Raw genomic sequence first — 20,397 nt, forward strand, 5'->3', positions numbered from 1 at the left:
TTGTCCGGAATGCGCTGAGAAACTCTCAGCATGCGGCGCGGAAGCGACGGCGGCTCGCTATCTTCGCCGATATGGAGATGACTATTCCGGTTGCGGACGGCACCATCGGCGGTTACCTGGCGGAGCCCGCGGGCGCGGGACCGCACCCGGGCGTGGTGCTCATCCACGACGCGTTCGGACTGAGCCAGGACACGAAGAACATCACCGACCGCTTCGCCCGCGAGGGATATCTCGCGCTCAGCCCGGACCTGTATTCGCGCGGCGGCATGTTCCGCTGCGTGCGGCGGGTGTTCTCGGACATGTTCGCCAACCGCGGCCGGGCGTTCGACGACATCGAAGCGTCCCGCGCGCTCCTGGCCGCGCGGCCGGACTGCTCGGGCCGCATCGGCATCGCCGGGTTCTGCATGGGCGGCGGCTTCGCGCTCGTCGCGGCGTCACGCGGCTTCGAAGCGTCCGCGCCGTACTACGGGCAGCTGCCGAAGAACCTGTCGGTGCTCGACGACGCCTGCCCGGTCGTCGCCAGCTTCGGCAAGAAGGACTTCGGGCTGCGCGGCGCCGCGGCGAAGCTCGAGACGGTGCTCACCGAGCGCGGCATCCCGCACGACGTCAAGGAGTACCCGGACGCCAGCCACGGGTTCGCCAACAAGATCGACACCGCGGCCCCGGTGAACCTGCTGCTCAAGGTCGTCGGCTTCACCTACCACCACGAAGCGGCCGAAGACGCGTGGAGCCGAGTGACGTCTTTCTTCGGCGAACACCTGCAGCAGCCGTCCCGACCTTCGCACTGATCCGACCGGAGCAGCGGTTTCGTCGAACGGCGGTAGTTCGTTGACCGTTGTGCCCGAATCGACTTATGGTCTAGACCACGTCTTCCACGGACGTGCTCGTTCGTCCTCCCCTCCGGAACAACGCTGTTCCCCCTCGAGGAGCCGAAATGACCTGGAACAGAAAGCTCTTCGCGGCCGCGGCCGGCGCCCTGCTCGCGCCGGTGCTGGTCGTCGTCCTCCCCGCCACTTCGGCGAGCGCCCACGGTTACGTGTCCGACCCGCCCAGCCGGCAGGCCAACTGCGCGGCCGGGAAGGTCTCCGGCTGCGGCCAGATCGTCTACGAACCGCAGAGCGTCGAAGGCCCGAAGGGGCTGCGCAGCTGCAACGGCGGGTTGTCGCAGTTCGCCGAGCTGACCGACGAGTCGAAGCCGTGGCCGGCCAAGTCGGTGGGCAGCACGGTGACGTTCAACTGGGTGTTCACCGCCCGGCACTCGACGTCGAACTACGAGTACTACGTCGGCGGCACCCGGGTCGCGGTGTTCGACGGCCACAACCAGCAGCCGCCGTCGACGTTGTCGCACACGGTGAACCTGGCCGGCTATTCGGGCCGGATCAAGGTGCTGGCCATCTGGAACATCGCGGACACGGCCAACGCGTTCTACAGCTGCGTCGACCTCCAGGTCGGTGGCGGCGGCACTCCGCCGCCGACGACCACGCCGCCCCCGACCACGACGGCCCCGCCGCCCACCACGACGACCACCACTCCGCCCACGGGTGGCACCTGGGCAGCGGGCACGGCGTACAAGGCGGGCGACGTCGTGACGTACGGCGGCGCGAGCTACCGGTGCCTCCAGCCGCACACGGCGATCGCGGGCTGGGAGCCACCGAACACCCCGGCGCTGTGGCAGCGCCTGTGAGAGTGGTCCTGGCCGTCGTCGCGCTGCTCCTGACAAGCTGCGCGACGACGGCCCCTCCGCAGCACAACGCGGCGGACGTGATGTTCCTGCAGATGCTGATTCCCCAGAACCAGCACGGGATCGAGATCGTCCGGCTGGCTTCGGGCCGCCCGGTCCCGGCGGGTTTGAAGGAGCTGGCGGCGGCGATCGAGGTGACGCAGCAGACCGAGGTCGACGACATGCGGCACTGGCTCCACGACTGGAACCAGCCGGAGACGGTGGCCCCGCAAGCTCACGCCGGCCACGGCGGCATGAAGACGGCGGCGCCGGACCTGGTGGGAGCGCTCCGGTCGGCCCCGGACACCGAATTCACCCGCCGGTTCCTGGATGTCCTGACCGGACAGCAGCAGGGAGCGGTCGAGCTGGCCCAGACGGAGAACGGGCCAGGCGGCGGGGTGAACGCCCAGGCACGGGACTTGGCCCGGCGGGTGATCGAGTCCCGGACGGCCGAGGTGAAGCAGTTGCTGAACGTCAAGACGTGATCCTGCGGCGCGGCCGGGCGCTCCAGCCGCGCAAACCTGCCTGAGCAGCCCCCGTTTTCGACGCTACCGGCAAGCACCGACAGTTTCCCGTCCCGGAGACGCATGAGCCGGAAGCTGCCCACAACCCCCATGTGCGCAAAGGCCTCCCCGGTCGCCCGGGGAGGCCTTCGTCGCTTCGGGGATCAGCGGCGCTTGGGCCGCCAGACCACCAATGCCGTCTGCTGGTTGAGCGGCACCAGATCCCGCCGGTAGGACGCGTGCGCCGCCGCCGTCGCCTGTTCCGCCGCCACGTACGCCGCGGTCAGCTCCTCCGTCAGCTCGGTGATCCGGGCGCGAAGCGCGTCGACCTGGTTCTCCAGCTCGATGATGCGCTTGATGCCCGCCAGGTTGACGCCGTCCTCCTGCGACAGGCGCTGGACTTCGCGCAGCAGCGCGATGTCCCGCATCGAGTAGCGCCGCCCGCCGCCGGGGGTGCGACCGGGTGACACCAGGCCCTGCCGGTCGTACGTGCGCAACGTCTGCGCGTGCATCCCGGCGAGCTGGGCCGCCACCGAGATGACGAACACCGGGGTCTCCTCGTCGCCTTCCTGGGGAATCCCGCCGAACACCACTCTCACCTACCTTGCAGCAGCTCGGTGATCTCGGGCCGGGGGTCGTGCCCGGCCATCGCCTCGGCGTACGCCTGCAGTGCCTCGCGCGCCTTGTCGTCCAGTTTGGCGGGAATCGCCGCCTGGAGGGTGACGAGCAGGTCACCTTGCGAACCGTCGCGCTTGGCGATGCCCTTGCCGCGCACGCGCAGCACCCGTCCGCTCGCGGTGCCCGGCGGCACCTTGAGCGAGACCTTGGCTTCCAGTGTCGGCACCGTGATCGTGGTGCCGAGAGTCAGCTCCGTGAAGTCGACCGGCACGGTGATCGTCAGGTCGAGCCCCTTGCGCCCGAACAGCGGGTGCGGAGCCACGTGCACCCGGACGTACAGGTCGCCCGCCTGCGCACCGCCCCGGCCCGGCTCGCCCTGGGCGGCCAGCCGGATGCGCTGGTCGTCGTCGACGCCCGGCGGGATCCGGACGGTCAGCGTGCGGGTCCGCGTGCTGATGCCTTCGCCGCCGCACTCGGGGCACGGGTCGTCGATGATCGTCCCGCGGCCACGGCAGTCGCGGCACGGCTCCGAGAACGCGAACGCGCCCTGGCTGCGGCTGACCAGCCCCGACCCGGAACAGGTCGGGCAGGTCCGCGGCGTGGTGCCCGGACGGGCCCCGTTGCCGCTGCACGTCGCACAGGTCGCCGGGCTCGACAGCCGCAGCGGCAGGGTCGCGCCCTTGACCGCCTCGGTGAAGTCGATCCGGACGTCCGTCTCGACGTCGGCGCCGCGCTGCGGCCGGTTCGCCGTTGCGCCCGTCGCGGTCCGGCCACGGCCGAAGATCCCGCCGAGGATGTCACCGAGGCCGCCGAAGCCGCCCTGCTGACCCGCGCCGGCGCCGGCCTGGCCGAAGATGTCGCCCATGTCGAAGCTGCCGCCACCGCCGCCACCGGGGAAGTTGAAGCCACCCCCGCCGCCGAACAGGCGCCGCGCCTCGTCGTACTCCTTGCGCTTGCTCGCGTCGGAGAGCACGCCGTAGGCCTCGGAGACCGCCTTGAACTTCTGCTCCGCCTGCGCGTTGCCGGCGTTCGCGTCCGGGTGGTTCTCCTTGGCCAGCTTCCGGTAGGCCTTCTTGATTTCGTCCGCGGTGGCGTCGGAGGAGACGCCCAGTTCACGGTAGAAGTCCTTACCGATCCATTCCCGTGCACTCATCGGGCGTCTCCTCCTCCCACTTGAACCGGATAGTGCTTACTGCTGCTGTTCATCGACCCCGCCGCCGAGTGGCAGCTCGCCACCCACGGACGGGTCCCCCGGGGCCGCACCGGGCTCGTGGTCGGTCACGCCGACCAGCGCCGCCCGCAGTACGCGGTCCCCGAAGCGGTACCCGCGGCGCATGACCACGGTGACCGTCGGGCCCGCCACGTCCGGCGAGGTGCTGTGCTGCACGGCCTCGTGCACGCTCGGGTCGAAGGGCTCGCCCTCGGAACCGAACGATTCGAGGCCCGCGCGCTGCAGGCCGCTGATCAGCTTGTCGCCGACGGCCTTGAACGCGCCGGTGAGGTCACCGTGCTGCTCGGCCCGCTCGAGGTCGTCGAGCAGCGGCAGCAGGTCGTTCACCACCGTCGCCTTCGCGCCGATCACGACCGCCTCGCGGTCACGCTCGACCCGCTTGCGGTAGTTGGCGTATTCGGCCTGCAGGCGCTGGAGGTCGGCGGTGCGCTCGGACAGCTCCTTCTCCACGTCGGAGACGACCGACACCGCGTCGTCCATGATCGTGTCGCCGAGCGAGGGGCCCGCGTGCTCCACGGGCGCTTCCTCCGGCTCCGGCGCGGCGTGGGCCGGACCGGGCGGGCGGACCTGCCCGGTCTGGGGATCCACCCGACGCCGGTCCCGCACGACCACCGGCTCCTCGGGGCCTCGGCCCTGGTTCTCGGATTCGTCGTAGCTGTGGGTCACTTCTTCTCGTCCTCTTCGACGATCTCGGCGTCCACCACGTCATCGGCCTTGGCCTGGCCGCCGGCCGCACCGGCGTCGCCTGCCGCACCCGCACCCGCGCCACCGGCCGCACCGGCCGCCGCGTCGGCGTTCGCGTTGGCGTACAGGGCGGTGCCCAGCTCCTGCGAAGCGGTGTTCAGCTTCTCGATCGCCTCGCGGATCTTGGTCGAGTCCGTGCCCTTCAGCGACTCGTTGGCCTCGTCGATCGCGGACTTGACCTTGCCCTTGAGGTCCTCGGGCAGCTTGTCGTCGTTGTCCTTGACGAACTTCTCGGTCTGGTAGACCAGCGTCTCCGCCTGGTTGCGGGTCTCCGCTTCCTCGCGGCGCTTCTTGTCTTCCTCGGCGTGGGCCTCGGCGTCCTTGACCATGCGCTCGATGTCGTCCTTCGGCAGCGCGGAGCCACCGGTGATCGTCATCGACTGTTCCTTGTTCGTGCCCAGGTCCTTCGCGGTCACGTGCACGATGCCGTTGGCGTCGATGTCGAAGGTGACCTCGATCTGCGGCACGCCACGCGGGGCCGGCGGGAGACCGGTCAGCTCGAACATGCCGAGCTTCTTGTTGTGCGCGGCGATCTCGCGCTCACCCTGGAACACCTGGATCTGCACCGACGGCTGGTTGTCGTCCGCGGTGGAGAAGATCTCCGAGCGCTTGGTCGGGATCGTGGTGTTGCGCTCGATGAGCTTGGTGAAGACGCCACCCTTGGTCTCGATGCCGAGCGACAGCGGCGTGACGTCCAGCAGCAGGACGTCCTTGACCTCGCCCTTCAGCACACCGGCCTGCAGCGCCGCGCCGACCGCGACGACCTCGTCCGGGTTCACGCCCTTGTTCGGCTCGCGGCCGCCGGTCAGCTCCTTGACCAGGTCCGACACGGCCGGCATGCGGGTGGAACCACCGACGAGCACGACGTGGTCGATGTCGCCGACGGCGATGCCCGCGTCGCGGATCACGTTGTTGAACGGGTTCCGGGTGCGCTCGAGCAGGTCCGCGGTGATCTTCTGGAACTCGGCGCGCGAGAGCGTCTCGTCGAGGAACAGCGGGTTCTTGTCCGCGTCCACGGTGATGTACGGCAGGTTGATGCTGGCCGAGTTCGAGCTGGACAGCTCGATCTTCGCCTTCTCCGCCGCCTCGCGGATGCGCTGCAGCGCCATCTTGTCCTTGGTCAGGTCGATGCCGTTCGTGGCCTTGAACTTGTCGACCAGCCACTTGACGATGCGCTCGTCCCAGTCGTCACCACCGAGGTGGTTGTCACCGGAGGTGGCGCGGACCTCGACGACGCCCTCGCCGATCTCCAGCAGCGAGACGTCGAAGGTGCCACCACCGAGGTCGAAGACCAGGATGGTCTGTTCCTTCTCGCCCTTGTCCAGGCCGTACGCCAGCGCGGCGGCGGTCGGCTCGTTGACGATGCGGAGCACGTTCAGGCCGGCGATCTGGCCGGCTTCCTTCGTGGCCTGCCGCTGGGCGTCCTCGAAGTACGCCGGGACGGTGATGACCGCGTCGGTGATCGTCTCGCCCAGGTACGCCTCGGCGTCGCGCTTCAGCTTCATCAGCACGCGCGCGCTGATTTCCTGGGAGGTGTAGTTCTTCCCGTCGATCTCGGTCTTCCAGTCGGTGCCGATGTGCCGCTTCACGGACCGGATCGTCCGGTCGACGTTCGTGACGGCCTGGTTCTTCGCCGGCTGGCCGGTCAGCACTTCGCCGTTCTTGGCGAAGGCGACGATCGAAGGGGTGGTACGGGAGCCTTCCGAGTTGGCGATGACCGTCGGCTCGCCGCCCTCAAGGACGGCGACGACCGAGTTGGTCGTGCCGAGGTCGATGCCGACCGCTCGCGCCATGGTGCTTCCTCCTGTTTACGGCTGCTATGTTCGTGACCTGCACGTTCGTCCTCGCCTTGAGCGAGTCCCTGGCAAGTTTTATCCGGCCTTCGCGCACTCCGTCAACCCGGACTTGAGTCGACTGCGCTCAACCTCTGCACCCAGCCTAACGAGGCGGTCCGGGTTCTTGTTCCCGGGTCCGGCACCCGATCGTGCCGAGATCGGCTGTGACGCCGCTCACCCGTCGGTCCGGCTCACCGGAACCGGCCCGCGACCAGGGCCGAAGCGGACTCACCGGCAGACCGCCCCGCGATCGGGGACGACCCCGCTCACCAGCTACGCCACCTCGGCCACCTGGCGCACGTCCATGATCTGTCCCTCCCCTGCACGCCGGCCTTCGGCGTGCTTCCTTCCTAACAGCGACCCCCGACAGTTCAGGAGCGGCGGCCGGACCAGGAGGAGAATAAGAAATCCGGTTTTCCTTGCTGCACAAGGACTTCTGCCGGAGTACCGACCCAAGAAGTCACTCGATAGTGGGAATCCGCGGAGACCGGCACCCCCTGCGCCGGTGTCTCCGCGGATTCCCCGCGCGCGAAGCCCACGACGCCGAACGTCGCGATGGCTCCCAGCAGCGCGGCCACGAGGACGCGTCGTTCGATCCTGCCCATCGGAAAATGCCCCCGTAGTAAGAAAAGCCAGAGATATGAGAAAGGTCAGGCCGCGCGGACCGAGACGCTGCCGCTTTCGGTCGTCAGATCCAGCACGTGCTGGGCGGACCGGTCGGTCGGGACGCCGAACTCGCGGTGCCCGCTGTCGCTGTTGCCCTCGACGCGGTACGGCCCGCCCGGCACGGCCAGCTCGATGCTGCCGCTGTCGGCCTGCACCTTCACGTCGTTCGCCTGGGCCAGCGTGAAGTCGACGCTGCCGCTGGAGGCCGTCACGTCGACGGGGCCGCGCACGTCGCGGCCGGTGATGCTGCCGGAGTCGCTCCGCAGCTGGACCTCGCCGACGTTCCGCAGCTCGATCGAGCCGCTGTCCAGCCGCAGCTTCACCGCGCCGGAGACGTCCTCGACGCGGGCGTGGCCGGAATCGGCGTTCACGTCCACACTCGACACCCCGGCGATGTCCAGCCCCCCGGAGTCGACGGTCCCCGTGACGGGCACGCCGCGCGGCACGACGACCTCGAAGTCCACCGAGCAGTTCGCGCCGCAGTCGCCGAGCACCAGCTGGTCGCCGTCGACGCGGTAGAAGGGGCCGGTCGGCTTGCTCCGCCAGCGGTAGTTGACCTCTTCGTGCACCGTCGACGGCCCCGAGCCGGTGCGGATCTTCACCGATCCCGCGTCGCCTTCCAGCTTCACGCTGCGGATGGTCTGCGAAACGGTCCCCGTGTTCCCGAAGTCCGAACCCCAGCCCCACCCGAACGCGGTCGCCAGGCCGACGCCGATCAGGACGATGCCTCCCAGAGCCAGAAGCGGGCGCGCCATGGTCGTTGGTCCCCTCAGTGTTTGTTTCCTCTGCGTGAGAAACGTTAGGACGGGGTGCTCGGGCCGTACATGGGGGTAACCCCCCGAAAGACCCTGAGATCCCGCCCTGAGACGCAGGAGCGGCACTCGGGGCCTAACCTGGCGAAGTCTCCAGTTCCATGATCAGGAGGATCCATGCCGCAAGCACCCGGCCCGTACGAATCCCTGCCCGACGTGCCGTCCTTCACCCTCCGCAGCAACGACGTCGCCGACGGCGAAACCCTGGCCACGCCCCACTTGTCCGGCATCTTCGGCGCCGGCGGCGAGGACCGTTCGCCGCACCTGGCGTGGGAAGGCTTCCCGGCGGAGACGAAGAGCTTCGCGATCACCTGCTACGACCCGGACGCCCCGACCGGCAGCGGGTTCTGGCACTGGGCGGTGTTCAACGTCCCGGCTTCGGTGACGGAGCTGGCGTCCGGCGCGGGAGACGGCTCGGGCCTGCCGGAAGGCGCGGTCACGCTGAAGGGCGACGGCGGGGTCAAGCAGTTCCTCGGCGCGGCGCCCCCGCCCGGGCACGGCCCGCACCGCTACTACTTCGCGGTGCACGCCCTCGATCTGGACAAGCTGGACGTCCCGGAGGACGCCACGCCCGCGTTCCTCGGCTTCAACATGTTCGGGCACACGCTGGCCCGCGCGGTGATCACGCCGGTCTACGAGAACAAGGGCTGAGTTTCCCGGGCCCGGCTCTGTTGCGGAGCGGCAACGGTGCCGGGCCCGTTTTTGTCGGACCCCGTTGACACACTGCGGTCATGCCACCACCGATAGCGACACCCCGGTCGAGAGCGCTGGGGTTCGGACTGCGGAAAGCGCGGAAGGCGCGCGGGTACGGGCTGCGCGAGCTGGCCCGCGCCACCGGCGTGCACGCGGCCGAGCTGTCCAACTGGGAGCTCGGCCTGCGGGTGCCCCGGATCGAGGAGGTCGCGCTCCTGCTCGGGCAGCTGCGGGTGCTCGGCGAGGAGCGCGACCGGCTGTTCGAGCTGGCCCGCACCGCACGCGAGCCGAACTGGGCCGAGAAGGAGATGCCGGACGCGCCCGCGATCCTCACGACGCTGGCCGAGTATGAGCGCACCGCGGCGGCGATCTTCAGCTGGCAGCCGATGCTCGTGCACGGCCTGCTGCAGACGCCGGATTACGCGCGGGCGATCCTCTCCTACGGCGGCTCTCCCGCGCAGCTGGTCGAGCAGCGGCTGCGGGTGCGCATGGTCCGGCAGGCGGCCATGCGCGAGCACCGCGCGCCGGAATGCTCGTTCCTGCTCGGCGAAGTCGCGCTCCGGCAGCAGGTCGGTGGGACGGAGATCCTGACCGATCAGCTCCGCTACCTCGCCGGCCTCCCGCGCCGGTTTGCGGTGCGGGTCGTGCCGTCCGGTGGCGATTTCCACCCTGGCCTCAACGGTTCCTTCGCCGTACTCGAGTACTCGGACCTGCCCTCCATCGTCTTCTTGGACCAGCATCGCGGGAGCGCCTACCTCTACGATGAGGATCAGGTGGCGGACTACAAGTCGGCCGCGAAGACCGTGACATCCCTCGCCTTGGACGTGGACGAATCCCGCGCGTTCATCGAGGGGGTGATCGCCGAACTGGAGGCCTGACGTGACCTGGCGGAAGTCGACCTACAGCGGCCAAGAGGCCGATTGCGTCGAAGTGGCGCTCGCTCAGGTGGTGCGGATCCGCGACACGAAGGACCGCCCGGGCGGAACCCTCGAAATCACCACCCGATCGTGGGACGCCCTCCTCACCGACCTGCGTTAGCGACGAAGTTCGCCGAGTTCGGTCCTTCGCGCTCGAGGTAGTGGCCCCGGGTGTGCTCGGCGAAGCCGAACTGCCGGTACAGCCCGTGCGCGTCGGCGGTGTGGAGCATCCAGCGGAACTGCGCGCCGGGACCGTTGTCGATCATCTCCCGCACGATCTCCTTGCCGAGACCGCTGCCGCGCGCGGAGTCGACGACGAAGACGTCGGCGAGGTAAGCGGACGAGACGCCGTCGGAGAAGGCGCGGGCGAACCCGACCTGCCCACTGCCGCGGTAGGCGCCGACCACCCGCCACGAGCCGTCGATCGCGGCTTCGACCTGCTCACGCGTGCGCCAGCGGCCCCAGTACGCCTCGGTGGAGAGGAACTTCCACACCACGTCGAGGTCCAGCCGCGCGCGGTCGTCGTCGAGTTCGTATTCACCGAAGGTCCGCATGATCCGAAACTAGGACAGCCGTCAACGCGGTTTCAGCAGGTAGTCCACCACCGGGCGCAGTTCCTCCGCCGACGGCGGCCCGTCGTCGATCAGGCCCTGGATGAGCAGCCCGTCGATGCCCGCGAGGAAGACCCGGAACGCCACTTCGTCGTCGTGGCGGACCATCGACGTCAGGACGTCCAGCCAGCGCCGCGCGGCCGGCCGCAGCTCCGGCTTCCGCGCGGCCAGCAGGTACAGCTCGTACTCCGCCATCGTGCGTCCACGCCGTGGCCCCAGCGCCTCGGCGAGCAGGACCGCGACCTCCTCGGCACCGCGAGACCCGCGAGACCGCGCCCGGTCGATCATCCAATAGACCTCGGTCGCCATGTCGCGGGCGCACGAGATGAGCGTCGCGATCAGGAGGTCGTCCAGCGACGAGAAGTGGTAGGTGGTGGACGTCGTCGGCACGCCGGCCTCGGCCGCGACCGTCCGGTGGGTGACGCCCGCCACGCCGTCGCGCTCGATGATCCGCAGCGTGGCCGCGATGAGTTCGGTGCGCCGCTTCTCGCCGCGCGCCTTACGGCCGTCGACTTGGAGCTTCACCATGGGGTGAAAACTACCTGAACGATCGTCCCGAAACAAAGAGCGACGTACACCACATCGGTGGGACTTACGGCCACTCAACGGGTTACTCATCAGTAAGGACGGTTAGTCTCCCGGCACCACCACAGTTTTTCCCGGACGAAAGGCACCCGAACGATGGGCGCTCTGCAACTGACGCTCGGCGGAATCTCCGTCGTGCTCGGCCTCGTCGCCTGGGGCATGTTCGCCGCGACCATCGCCCGGTTCGTACGGGTGATCCGCCTCGGCCAGCCCGACTCGACGCGCAACGGGCCGTTCATGCCGCGCATGAAGACGCTGATCAAGGAGTTCGCCGCGCACACGCGGATGAACCGCAAGCGCAGCGTCGGTCCGGCCCACTGGCTGGTGATGTGGGGCTTCCTGCTCGGCTCGCTCGCCCTGTTCGAGGCCTACGGCGAGGTCTTCGTCCCGACGTGGGGCTGGCCGATCCTCGACGACTTCCCGCCGTTCCAGCTGCTCATGGAGCTGCTCGGGCTCGGGACGATCGTCGGCATCCTCGTCCTGATGGCGATCCGGCAACGCAACCACCCGCGCCGCGCCGACCGCCAGTCGCGCTTCGCCGGTTCCAACTTCAAGTGGGCGTACTTCATCGAGGCCGTCGTCCTCATCGAGGGCATCGGCATCATCGGCGTCCGGGCCGCGAAGTCCGCGCTGAACACGCACGAGGGGCCGCTGTGGGCGTCCTTCGTCTCGAACCCGATCGGCCAGCTGCTGCCGGCCAGCCCGAACCTGGTGACGATCTTCGCGTTCGTCAAGCTGATGAGCGCCACGGTCTGGCTGATCGTCGTCGCGCGCACGATGACCATGGGCATCGCCTGGCACCGCTTCAGCGCCTTCTTCAACATCTACTTCAAGCGCGAGGCCGACGGCGGCGTCGCCCTCGGCGCGCTCAAGCCGATGATGAGCGGCGGCAAGGTCCTCGACCTCGAGGAAGCCGACCCCGACGAGGACACCTTCGGCGTCGGCAAGATCGAAGACTTCAGCTGGAAGGGCTGGCTGGACTTCTCGACGTGCACCGAGTGCGGCCGCTGCCAGGAGCAGTGCCCCGCGTGGAACACCGGCAAGCCGCTGTCGCCCAAGCTGGTCATCACGCAGCTGCGTGACCACGCCTACGCGAAGGCGCCGTACCTGCTGGCCGGCGGCAAGCGCGACATGGCGGGCGACGAGGTCGGCCTGTCCGGGGACAACATGTACGCGGGCATCGACGTCCTCGCGATCGCGGAGTCGCAGAAGGCCCTGATCGGCGACGACGGCGGCGTCATCGACCCGGACGTCCTGTGGTCCTGCACCAGCTGCGGCGCCTGCGTCGAGCAGTGCCCGGTCGACATCGAGCACGTCGACCACATCGTCGACATGCGCCGCTACCAGGTGATGATCGAGTCGTCGTTCCCCAGCGAGCTGAACGGCATGTTCAAGAACCTGGAGAACAAGGGCAACCCGTGGGGCCAGAACGCCAAGGACCGGCTGGCCTGGACCGAGGACCTCGACTTCGAGGTGCCGGTGTTCGACGGCGACCTGGGCGACGCCGAGTACCTGTTCTGGGTCGGCTGCGCCGGCGCGTTCGAGGACCGCGCGAAGAAGACGACGCGCGCGGTCGCCGAGCTGCTGCACATGGCCGGCGTCAAGTACACCGTGCTCGGCTCGGAGGAGTCGTGCACCGGTGACCCGGCCCGCCGCGCCGGCAACGAGTTCCTGTTCCAGATGCTCGCCCAGCAGAACGTCGAGGTGCTGAACTCGGTGTTCGAGGGCCGCGAGCGCAAGGCCCGCAAGGTCGTCGTGACCTGCGCGCACTGCTTCAACACCCTCGCCAACGAGTACCCGGAGCTGGGCGGCCAGTTCGACGTCGTGCACCACACGCAGCTGCTGAACCGCCTGGTGCGGGAGAAGCAGCTGGTGCCGGTGGCGCCGGTCGCCGAGGACGTCACCTACCACGACCCGTGCTACCTCGGCCGCCACAACAAGGTGTACGAGGCGCCGCGCGAGCTGGTCGGCGCGACCGGTGCGCAGCTGCGCGAGATGCCGCGGCACGGCGACAAGTCGATGTGCTGCGGTGCGGGCGGCGCGCGGATGTGGATGGAAGAGAAGATCGGCAAGCGGATCAACATCGAGCGCGTCGACGAGGCGCTCGGCACCGCGCCGTCGAAGATCGCCACCGGCTGCCCGTTCTGCAAGGTGATGCTGAACGACGGCCTCACGGCCCGGCAGGCCGACGGCACCGCGAGTGAGAAGGTCGAGATCGTCGACGTCGCGCAGATGCTGCTGGAGTCGGTCAAGCGCAAGCCGGAACCGAAGCCGATCGCGCTCGGAGCGCCGTCACTCGCGGAGGAGTGACACATTTCCCGAGAACGCACGGCCCCGGTCAGCACTCCTGACCGGGGCCGTTTTCGTGATCGGGAAGATTGGTGATCTCGTAGCCATTCCACTACCCGTTGTCACACCTTTGTCCTGTCCTTCAGGCTCGCTAGCTGGGACTTCGTGAAAGTAATCGTTTTCTTGAAAGATGTTCATGATAATCACCGAAATGGCCCATCAGGTTGAGGAGAAACGACGGCCTGAACCCTGGACAAGCGGCGTATCCTGGCCTTTCCTCGCCGCCGCCGTTGCCAGCGAGGGCACTATTGTCGATCACGGAATCAGGGGGCGGCACGGATGGCCGAGGACCGGCGGACCACTACGACCGGCCGACACGCACTCCACCCCATCCCGGACGAAATCCGGCTCGCCCAGGACTACGTACCCACGCAGCGCACCCTCGTGCGGCCGTACGTCCTCACGCGCGGCCGGACGCAGTCCCGGCGGCACCTCGCGATCGAAGCGATGGTCTCGACGCGGGCCGAGGCGCACTGGGACGGCGCCCGGGTGACCGGCGAGATCCGCTCGGTGCGCTCGCTGTGCCTGCACCCGCGTTCGGTGGCCGAGGTCGCGGCCACGCTGAGCGTGCCGCTCGGCGTCGTGCGCGTCCTGCTCGACGACATGGCCGAACAGGGCCTGGTGACCATCCACGACAGCCGGACCAACGCCGACGGCCGGCCGGCGATGGCGCTCATGGAACGCGTTCTGCACGGCCTGCGCCGCCTCTGAGCACTACGCTCACCAGGGTGAGCGAGGAAGAATCCGGGAACTCCGGCGGCGAAAGCACCCTGACCGTCCTGCTCGCCGGCGGGGTGAACCTGGCGATCGCCATCATGAAGCTGATCGCGGGCATCATCACCGGCTCGGGCGCCATGCTGTCCGAAGCGGCGCACTCGGTGGCCGACACGATCACCGAGGTCCTGCTGCTGACCGCGCTGAAGCGCTCCGAGCGCCCGGCCGACCGCGTGCACCCCTTCGGCTACGGCAAGGAGCGGTACTTCTGGTCGCTGCTCGCGGCCGTCTCGATCTTCGCCTCGGGCGCGATGTTCGCGCTCTACGAGGGCGTTTCGACGCTGCTCGGGCACGGCGAGTCGCAGAGCACGTCGGTGCTCAGCTACATCGTCCTGGCCGTGGCGTTCCTGCTCGAGGGCACGTCGTGGCTGCAGGCGGTGCGCCAGGTCCTCCGGGAGTCGAAGGCCGAGGACCGTTCGCTGTTGACCTACCTGCGGCTCATCGACGACCCGACGCCGAAGACCGTGCTGTTCGAGGACTCGGCCGCGCTGATCGGCCTGCTGCTCGCCTTCGGCGGCATCGGCCTGCACCAGCTCACCGGCTCCGAGGTCTGGGACGGCATCGCGTCGATCGCCATCGGCCTGCTGCTCGCCTGCGTCGCCTACCTGCTCGGGCGCACCAACCGCGGTCTGCTGGTCGGGCGCCAGGCCGACCCGACGCTGGTCCGCGGCATCCGCGACCACCTGACCGCCGCGCCGGAGATCGAGGCCGTCGTCGACCTGCAGACCATGCTGATGGGCACCGACCAGGTGCTGGTCTGCACGCGCGTGGACTTCGACGACTCGCTCGGCGCCGCGGACCTCGAACGCGCCTGCGTCCGGCTCGCGTCCGAACTGACGGAGGCGTTCCACGACGTCACCGAGGTGTTCATCGAGCCGGTGCCGCGGTCGGATCCGGACCTGCGGGCGACGGTGCTGGCGCGCTACGGCGACATCGCCGAGCGGTGGAGCAAGCCTTAGCGCCTTGGTGGCCTTGGTGATCCTCAGTACCCGAAGTCCTGGACCCAGTACCAGCCCGCGGTGGTGACGCCGACGCCGATCTTCTTGAGCGAGCAGTTCAGGATGTTCGCGCGGTGGCCTTCGGAGTTCATCCAGGAGTCCATGACCTGCGCGGCAGACGTCTGCCCGCGCGCGATGTTCTCCGCGCCCGGCTTCGGGTAACCGGCCTGCTTGATGCGCTGGTCGAACGTCGTGCCGTCGGGACTGGTGTGGGAGAAGAAGTTCTCGGCCGACATCTGGTCGCTGTAGTCCTGCGCGGCCTTCGTGACGTGCGACTCCTCGGTCAGCGGGTCACAGCCGGCCTTGGCGCGCTCGTCGTTGACCAGCGCGATGACCTGAGCGGCCGTCGAAGGCGCGACGCGGGCGGCGGGCTTGGTGCTCGACGGCGGCGGAGCTTCGGACGTCGAGGGCTGCGGCGGCGGCTGCTGCTCCGGCGACGTTTCGGTCGGCGCGGGTTGCGCGCTGGACGTCGTCGAGGCCGGGGCCGAGGGGGTAGGCGCGGCAGGCTGACCGGGGGTGGTGGTCTGGACCTTGCCGCCGGCGAGGTCGGTTCCACTGCCGCTGCCGGCGCCGGCGGGCGCGTTCGGCAGGACGAGCGCCGCGGCGCCGAGCTCGGCGGTGTTTCCTTCGGCGGTGGCCATCCAGGTGCCGGCCGCGGCGGAAAAAACGCCGAGCAGCACACTGAGTGACACCATCACCACGTGAGCACGTTCACCAATGGGGGACACGGCGCAGGAACGTATCACGGGACAATTACGGCGAGAACCCTACGAACGCACTGGTCACATTTCCCGTCGGCGACAGGCACCGATTTCCCGGGAATCGGCCGCTTCCGCGTTACTCCATTCAGCTCATTCGAACGACGAAGGTCGCTTCGCCGGACGCTGTCACCGGACGACGGGTCGGGTCTTGACCGGTGGCGGCTGCTTTGCTCCGGAAGCCAACTTTGCCCGCGGTCGTTGTGCAGATGTACGAGATTTCGGCGTCCACGGCCAGGTGGTTCTCGGTTCGCGCGCACGCCGGGGTGTGGTCGTCGACGACCCGGATGTCGGTGAGGGGGACGTCACCGGTGTTCTTGACCAGGATCGAAAACGTGACGGTGTCGCCTTCCCGGACTTCGTAGGGAGCCGCGTCTTTCATGACGGCGATCTCGGGGTGGACGACATCGACTTTTGCGTCACCGGCTGATTGCACCGCGCGACCACTCGGGTCAATTCCAGTGATCTCGACGGCTTGCCGGAAGTCGTCGTCGGGCGCTTTGCGGGTGCACGTGTAGGTCTTCGTCGCTCCGGCGGCCACGGTGTCGAACTTGTTCGCGCAGGAGGTTTGTTCGTCCACAACGGACACTGCGGCGAGCGGAACGTCGCCGGCGTTGGTGACGGCGATGGTGAAGGTGACTTCGTCGCCGGCGCGGACCGTCTGGGGCGTCGCGGCGGCCGTGATCTTGACGGCGGGGTGGATGACGTCGAGCTTGTCGGCATCCTCGGCGGCGACCGGCGGCCCGACCGGGGCGGCGGCCGTCGCTTTCGCGGTGGTTTCCGCGTCGTCGGCCGGGGCGGTCGTAGTGCAGTCGAAGTTCCGCTTGTCTTGGGGTTTCAGCTCGTCGAAGGTCTTCGTGCAGGACCCGCTTCGGACGTCGACGGCGGTCAGCGGGACGTCGCCGGTGTTGGTGACGGTGAGGGTGGCGGTGACGGCGTCGCCGGGGCGGAAGGGGCCGCCGTGGATGTCCTGGGTGAGCGCGAGGGCCGGGTGCAGCACGGTGTAAGCCGCGTCGTCGGTCGCGCTGACCTGGCGTTTCACCGGATCGGTGCCTGTTGCGGTGGCGGAGCTCACAAAATTGTCGGTGCCGGCGTCTACTTTGCAGGAGCGGCGCTGCCGGGCGCCGGGAAGGAGGGTGCCGATGGACTGAGCGCACGCCGGAGTCCGACTGTCCATGAGGGACACCTCGGTCAGCGGGACATCACCGGTGTTCGCGACGACGAGGGTGAAGGTGACGGTGTCGCCTTGCCGGACACGCGCGGGTGCGGCGTCATCCGTGACGCTGATCGCGGGGTGGATGACATCGACCCCGGCACTGGCGGCGGCGGTCACCGGCCGGTTCGTGGCATCGGTACCGCTGGCATTCGCAACGGCGGCGAAGTCGGCTTCCCCGGCGGCTTGGGTGCAGGTGTAGGTCTGCTTGGCCTGCGGTTCGAGCCGGCCCAGGGCCTTGCTGCAGTCCGGCGCCAGCTCGTCGGCGACGGCAACGTCCCGGAGCGCGCTGTCACCGGTGTTGGTGACGGTGACGGTCGAGGTCACGGTATCTCCGGCGCGCACGACGGCGGGATCGACGGTCCGGGCGACCGCAACGGCGGGGTGGATGACATCGACCGCGGCACTACCGGAAGCGGTGACCTCCGCGCCGACGGGCGGGGTGGCGACGACCCGGACGCTGCGGGTGACGTCGTCGGCCGGGGCCGTGGTGGTGCAGGCGAAGTCGCGGGAGGTGCCGGGGTCGAGGGTGCCGTCGAGGGTCTGGGTGCAGCCGGTGGCTGGGCTCTGGGTGGCCGAAGGAGCCGCTCGGGCGCCGGTGCCCGATGCGGCGGCGGCTGGGCTGCCACCGGCTCGCGTGCCCGCAGCCTGCGCGCCCCGGGCCTGCGCGCTGGTGGCCAGCGCGTCCGCGACTCGGAGGCTCGCCAGCGGCACGTCACCGGTGTTGCGGACCGTGATCCGGAACGGCACCTTGTCGCCCTCGCGGAACGGGCCGCCCGTCACCTCGGTCGTGATCGCGACCGCCGGGTGCTGGACCGCGAACGCTCCCTCCGCGGCCGCCGTCACCGGGCGGGCCGTCGGGTCCGTGCCGGTCAGCGTCGGCTTGTTCGCAAAGCCGGCCGAGCCCGCGAGCGTCGTGCACGTGTACTCCTGCTGAGCCTGCGGCAGAAGCGCGCCGAACCGCTTCGCGCACGCCGGGACCTGGTCGTCCGCGACCGCGACCTCGGTGAGCGGCACGTCGCCCGTGTTGGCCGCGGTGATCGTCCAGGTCACCGCGTCGCCCTCGCGGACCTGGGCTGGTGTCGCGCGCACGGACAGCTTGACCGCCGGGTGGATCACGTCCACCGCCGCGTCGTCGGTGACCTTCACCGCGCGGCCGAGCTGGTCCTTGCCGGTCGCCGTGGCCGTCGTGGCGAAGTCGTCCGGTGGGGCTGGTGCGGTGCACGTGTAGGCGACCGTCGCGCCCGGGGCCAGTACGCCGATCGCCTTGGCGCACGCCGGGACGTCGTCCGTCACGGCCACCTCGGTCAGCGGTGCGTCGCCGGCGTTGGCGACCGTCATCGCGAACGTGATCGGGTCGCCGGCGCGCGCGACGGCGGGCGTGGCGTCCTTCGTGAGCGTCAGCGCCGGGGTGATCACCGTGACCATCGCCGACGCGGTGGCCGTCACGGGCCGGCCGGAGAGGTCGGTTCCGGTCGCCGTCACCTGGGACGTCGTGGTCCGGGACGGGTTCGCCGCGCACGTGTACGTCTGCGTCGCGCTGGCGGCCAGGCCGGCGAAGGTGCGCGCGCACGCCGACGTCGTGTCGTCGGTGAGCTTCACCGGTGCGAGCGGGCTGTCGCCGGTGTTGCGCACCGCGACCGTCCAGGTGACGGCGTCGCCCGCGTGGATCACCGGCTGGTCCGCGGTCTTGGTGACCTCGACGGCGGGCGCGATCGTCGGCGCGGGCGCGTCGGCCGTCGCCGTGACCTGCTTGCCGAGCTCGTCGGTGCCCACCGCGCTCGCCGTGTTGACGCCGTCGGCGATCGGCGCCTTCGCGGCGCACGTCGTCGTGCGGCTTTCGCCCGGCGCGAGCGCTCCGGTGAGAGTGCACGACGGCGTCTTCGGGTCGGCGACCTGGAGGCCGGACAGCCCGGTGTCGCCGGTGTTCGTGACCTTGATCGTGAAGGTCGCGACGTCGCCGGCGCGGTACGCGGGCCGGTCGGCCGTCTTCGTCATGCCCAGCGCCGGGTGCAGGACGTCGACGCGCGCGCCGGCGACGCCGTTGAGCGCGTCACCGAGCGCGCTCGTGCCCGTCGCCTTCGCGGTGTTCGTGAAGTCGTCGGGTGGCGCGGTTCCGGTGCACGTGTAGCTGACCGTCTGACGCGCGGCGAGCGTGCCGAGCGGTTTGGCGCAGCCCGGCACGGCCGCGTCGGCGACCTCGACACCGGACGCCGCGACGTCGCCTGGGTTGGTCACGACGACGGCGAACGTCACCGGCTCGCCGGCGTGCGCCTTCGACTGGGTGGCGCGCACAGCGACCTGAAGTTCGGGCACCGGCACCGAAAACGCGAGGTTCTGCGCCAGGATGGCGTCGCCGCTGGTGACGAAGCCGAGCTTCGTGCTCGTCGCGCCGGCGGGGATGCTGTCGATGTTGAACGACTTCGCGTCGACGCTGAAGTTGTTCTTCGCGCCCGGCGCCGCGGCGGTGTCGGCGTTGGAGATGAAGAAATTGGACGTGCCGCCGGTCGCGGGCTCGGCGGCCGGGGTGCCGTCGACCAGGAACTGGTCACCGGAGGCGCCCCAGTCGCCGTCGTACGCCGTGACGCCGAGGTGGGCATCGGCGGCCGCGGCGCGGAAGCCGGTGATCGCCGCCTCCGCCGCCGGGGCGCCGGCGGTCTGCCGGACGTGGCCGTCGTCGATGACCACTTTGCGCTTGTTCGGCGCGTAGTCCGCGTTGCGCTCCGGATAGGCGTAGACGAGCGCGATCGACCAGCCACCCGCGCAGCCGAAACCCCGCAAAGCCCAGACGTTCCCGACCGTCACGTCGAAGGCGGCAGGAACCTTCGCGAAGAGGCCGGTCACGTCGGCGCGCGCCGAGTAGTAGCCGCCGTCTTCGGTGTACCCCGAAGGCGCGATGTCCACGGACTCCGCGCTGCCGACGGAAAGCCGGACGTTCTGCTTCGCGGGCGTGCCGGGCGGCGCGACCGCCGAGGGACCGCAGGCGGTGCTGCCGGCCCAGTTAAGCCGGGCGAAGACGACGCGAGCCCCCGGCGGGACGCCCACCGACGCGCTCGCCGAGTCGAACGTGCCCGGGTCGGCGTCGACGTCGGCCCACTGCATGAAGAAGTCGTCGTTGGCGAGCGTGTCCTTGCGGTCGGCGGTGTTCGCGCACGCCGCGGGGGTGGCGACCGTCCCCGAGGCCGGCGCGCCGTCGGCGGCGACCGGGCAGCGCAGGACGCCGTTGCCCGCGTAGACGAAGTCGCCGTAGACCACGTCGTCGTAGCCCACCTCGAACGGCGGCGCGGCGGCCGCGCTCGCCGACGGCACGAAGGCGGAGGCCAGGAAGACCAGTGCCAGCACGAGAATCGGGCGAAGCGGTCTTTCGGGC

The 20,397-nt window shown here is 69.7% G+C and carries 18 protein-coding genes; 9 read left to right on the plus strand and 9 right to left on the minus strand.

Translation table 11 applies throughout. The annotated features are described in order from the left end of the window. Positions 1-71 precede the first annotated feature (71 nt). From ISP_RS46910 to ISP_RS46920, 3 genes are all read left to right on the plus strand, one after another. Positions 72-788, plus strand: a complete 717-nt coding sequence (locus ISP_RS46910) for a dienelactone hydrolase family protein (RefSeq protein ID WP_013230868.1) — start codon at positions 72-74, stop codon at positions 786-788. 146 nt (positions 789-934) lie between these two features. Then, entirely contained in the window at positions 935-1,684 is a 750-nt protein-coding gene (locus ISP_RS46915; protein ID WP_013230869.1) for a lytic polysaccharide monooxygenase, read from the plus strand. Beyond that, positions 1,681-2,205, plus strand: coding sequence for a DUF305 domain-containing protein (locus ISP_RS46920; protein WP_230468656.1), 525 nt, complete (start codon positions 1,681-1,683; stop codon positions 2,203-2,205). The genes ISP_RS46915 and ISP_RS46920 overlap by 4 nt, the downstream gene beginning before the upstream one ends. Before the next feature lie 182 nt (positions 2,206-2,387). Here the strand turns inward: ISP_RS46920 and ISP_RS46925 are convergent, their stop codons facing one another. The 5 genes from ISP_RS46925 to ISP_RS46945 all read right to left on the minus strand — a co-directional run bounded on the left by ISP_RS46925 (position 2,388) and on the right by ISP_RS46945 (position 8,072). After that, positions 2,388-2,813, minus strand: a complete 426-nt coding sequence (locus ISP_RS46925) for a heat shock protein transcriptional repressor HspR (protein WP_014467870.1) — start codon at positions 2,811-2,813, stop codon at positions 2,388-2,390. A 5-nt stretch (positions 2,814-2,818) separates the two neighbouring features. Further along, positions 2,819-3,994 (minus strand): molecular chaperone DnaJ, encoded by a 1,176-nt coding sequence (dnaJ, locus tag ISP_RS46930; RefSeq protein ID WP_013230872.1) that lies wholly within the window; start codon positions 3,992-3,994, stop codon positions 2,819-2,821. A 36-nt stretch (positions 3,995-4,030) separates the two neighbouring features. Then, positions 4,031-4,738, minus strand: a complete 708-nt coding sequence (gene grpE / locus ISP_RS46935) for a nucleotide exchange factor GrpE (protein WP_013230873.1) — start codon at positions 4,736-4,738, stop codon at positions 4,031-4,033. Continuing rightward, complete coding sequence (gene dnaK / locus ISP_RS46940; RefSeq protein WP_013230874.1) at positions 4,735-6,609, minus strand: molecular chaperone DnaK; 1,875 nt, start codon at positions 6,607-6,609, stop codon at positions 4,735-4,737. Before dnaK ends, grpE begins: the two co-directional genes overlap by 4 nt. Positions 6,610-7,301: 692 nt before the next feature. After that, positions 7,302-8,072 carry a DUF4097 family beta strand repeat-containing protein gene (locus ISP_RS46945; RefSeq protein WP_013230875.1) on the minus strand — a complete coding sequence of 257 codons (771 nt, stop codon included), beginning with the start codon at positions 8,070-8,072 and terminating at the stop codon, positions 7,302-7,304. Positions 8,073-8,246: 174 nt separating this feature from the next. Here ISP_RS46945 and ISP_RS46950 point away from each other — a divergent pair, with 174 nt between their 5' ends. The 3 genes from ISP_RS46950 (at position 8,247) to ISP_RS46960 (ending at position 9,860) form a co-directional block, all read left to right on the plus strand. Further along, on the plus strand, positions 8,247-8,780 hold the full coding sequence (locus ISP_RS46950; RefSeq protein WP_013230876.1) for a YbhB/YbcL family Raf kinase inhibitor-like protein: 534 nt from the start codon (positions 8,247-8,249) through the stop codon (positions 8,778-8,780). Positions 8,781-8,860: 80 nt separating this feature from the next. Beyond that, the gene (locus tag ISP_RS46955) at positions 8,861-9,700 is read left to right on the plus strand and encodes a helix-turn-helix domain-containing protein (RefSeq protein WP_013230877.1); all 840 of its coding nucleotides are present in this window, start codon (positions 8,861-8,863) and stop codon (positions 9,698-9,700) included. 1 nt (position 9,701) lies between these two features. Beyond that, the gene (locus tag ISP_RS46960) at positions 9,702-9,860 is read left to right on the plus strand and encodes a DUF397 domain-containing protein (RefSeq protein ID WP_013230878.1); all 159 of its coding nucleotides are present in this window, start codon (positions 9,702-9,704) and stop codon (positions 9,858-9,860) included. On the opposite strand, the gene ISP_RS46965 is transcribed toward ISP_RS46960, so the two are convergent. Together ISP_RS46965 and ISP_RS46970 are read right to left on the minus strand one after the other, a co-directional pair. Continuing rightward, positions 9,844-10,293 (minus strand): GNAT family N-acetyltransferase, encoded by a 450-nt coding sequence (locus ISP_RS46965; RefSeq protein ID WP_013230879.1) that lies wholly within the window; start codon positions 10,291-10,293, stop codon positions 9,844-9,846. The genes ISP_RS46960 and ISP_RS46965 overlap by 17 nt on opposite strands. Before the next feature lie 21 nt (positions 10,294-10,314). Beyond that, the gene (locus ISP_RS46970; protein ID WP_034284392.1) at positions 10,315-10,875 is read right to left on the minus strand and encodes a TetR/AcrR family transcriptional regulator; all 561 of its coding nucleotides are present in this window, start codon (positions 10,873-10,875) and stop codon (positions 10,315-10,317) included. A gap of 156 nt (positions 10,876-11,031) precedes the next feature. Between ISP_RS46970 and ISP_RS46975 the strand changes: the two genes are divergently transcribed. From ISP_RS46975 to ISP_RS46985, 3 genes are all read left to right on the plus strand, one after another. Further along, positions 11,032-13,245: a (Fe-S)-binding protein gene (locus ISP_RS46975; protein WP_013230881.1), complete on the plus strand. Its 2,214-nt coding sequence runs from the start codon at positions 11,032-11,034 to the stop codon at positions 13,243-13,245. 318 nt (positions 13,246-13,563) lie between these two features. After that, the gene (locus ISP_RS46980; RefSeq protein WP_013230882.1) at positions 13,564-13,995 is read left to right on the plus strand and encodes a DUF742 domain-containing protein; all 432 of its coding nucleotides are present in this window, start codon (positions 13,564-13,566) and stop codon (positions 13,993-13,995) included. Between the two features lie 17 nt (positions 13,996-14,012). After that, on the plus strand, positions 14,013-15,017 hold the full coding sequence (locus ISP_RS46985) for a cation diffusion facilitator family transporter (protein ID WP_013230883.1): 1,005 nt from the start codon (positions 14,013-14,015) through the stop codon (positions 15,015-15,017). A 23-nt stretch (positions 15,018-15,040) separates the two neighbouring features. Here ISP_RS46985 and ISP_RS46990 read toward each other — a convergent pair whose 3' ends face one another. Next, complete coding sequence (locus ISP_RS46990; protein WP_013230884.1) at positions 15,041-15,757, minus strand: CAP domain-containing protein; 717 nt, start codon at positions 15,755-15,757, stop codon at positions 15,041-15,043. Positions 15,758-15,902: 145 nt separating this feature from the next. After that, positions 15,903-20,369, minus strand: a complete 4,467-nt coding sequence (locus tag ISP_RS46995) for a DUF7507 domain-containing protein (protein ID WP_014467873.1) — start codon at positions 20,367-20,369, stop codon at positions 15,903-15,905. Positions 20,370-20,397 lie beyond the last annotated feature (28 nt).

It is taken from the genome of Amycolatopsis mediterranei, from assembly GCF_026017845.1.
Taxonomy (GTDB): domain Bacteria; phylum Actinomycetota; class Actinomycetes; order Mycobacteriales; family Pseudonocardiaceae; genus Amycolatopsis; species Amycolatopsis mediterranei.

What these genes read in the sequence shown, in the direction of transcription:
- ISP_RS46910 (WP_013230868.1), top strand. Translation starts at nt 72, where the DNA reads ATGGAGATGACTATTCCGGTTGCGGACGGCACCATCGGCGGTTACCTG.
- ISP_RS46915 (WP_013230869.1), top strand. Translation starts at nt 935, where the DNA reads ATGACCTGGAACAGAAAGCTCTTCGCGGCCGCGGCCGGCGCCCTGCTC.
- dnaJ (WP_013230872.1), bottom strand. Translation starts at nt 3,994, where the DNA reads ATGAGTGCACGGGAATGGATCGGTAAGGACTTCTACCGTGAACTGGGC.
- dnaK (WP_013230874.1), bottom strand. Translation starts at nt 6,609, where the DNA reads ATGGCGCGAGCGGTCGGCATCGACCTCGGCACGACCAACTCGGTCGTC.
- ISP_RS46945 (WP_013230875.1), bottom strand. Translation starts at nt 8,072, where the DNA reads ATGGCGCGCCCGCTTCTGGCTCTGGGAGGCATCGTCCTGATCGGCGTC.
- ISP_RS46950 (WP_013230876.1), top strand. Translation starts at nt 8,247, where the DNA reads ATGCCGCAAGCACCCGGCCCGTACGAATCCCTGCCCGACGTGCCGTCC.
- ISP_RS46955 (WP_013230877.1), top strand. Translation starts at nt 8,861, where the DNA reads ATGCCACCACCGATAGCGACACCCCGGTCGAGAGCGCTGGGGTTCGGA.
- ISP_RS46965 (WP_013230879.1), bottom strand. Translation starts at nt 10,293, where the DNA reads ATGCGGACCTTCGGTGAATACGAACTCGACGACGACCGCGCGCGGCTG.
- ISP_RS46975 (WP_013230881.1), top strand. Translation starts at nt 11,032, where the DNA reads ATGGGCGCTCTGCAACTGACGCTCGGCGGAATCTCCGTCGTGCTCGGC.
- ISP_RS46980 (WP_013230882.1), top strand. Translation starts at nt 13,564, where the DNA reads ATGGCCGAGGACCGGCGGACCACTACGACCGGCCGACACGCACTCCAC.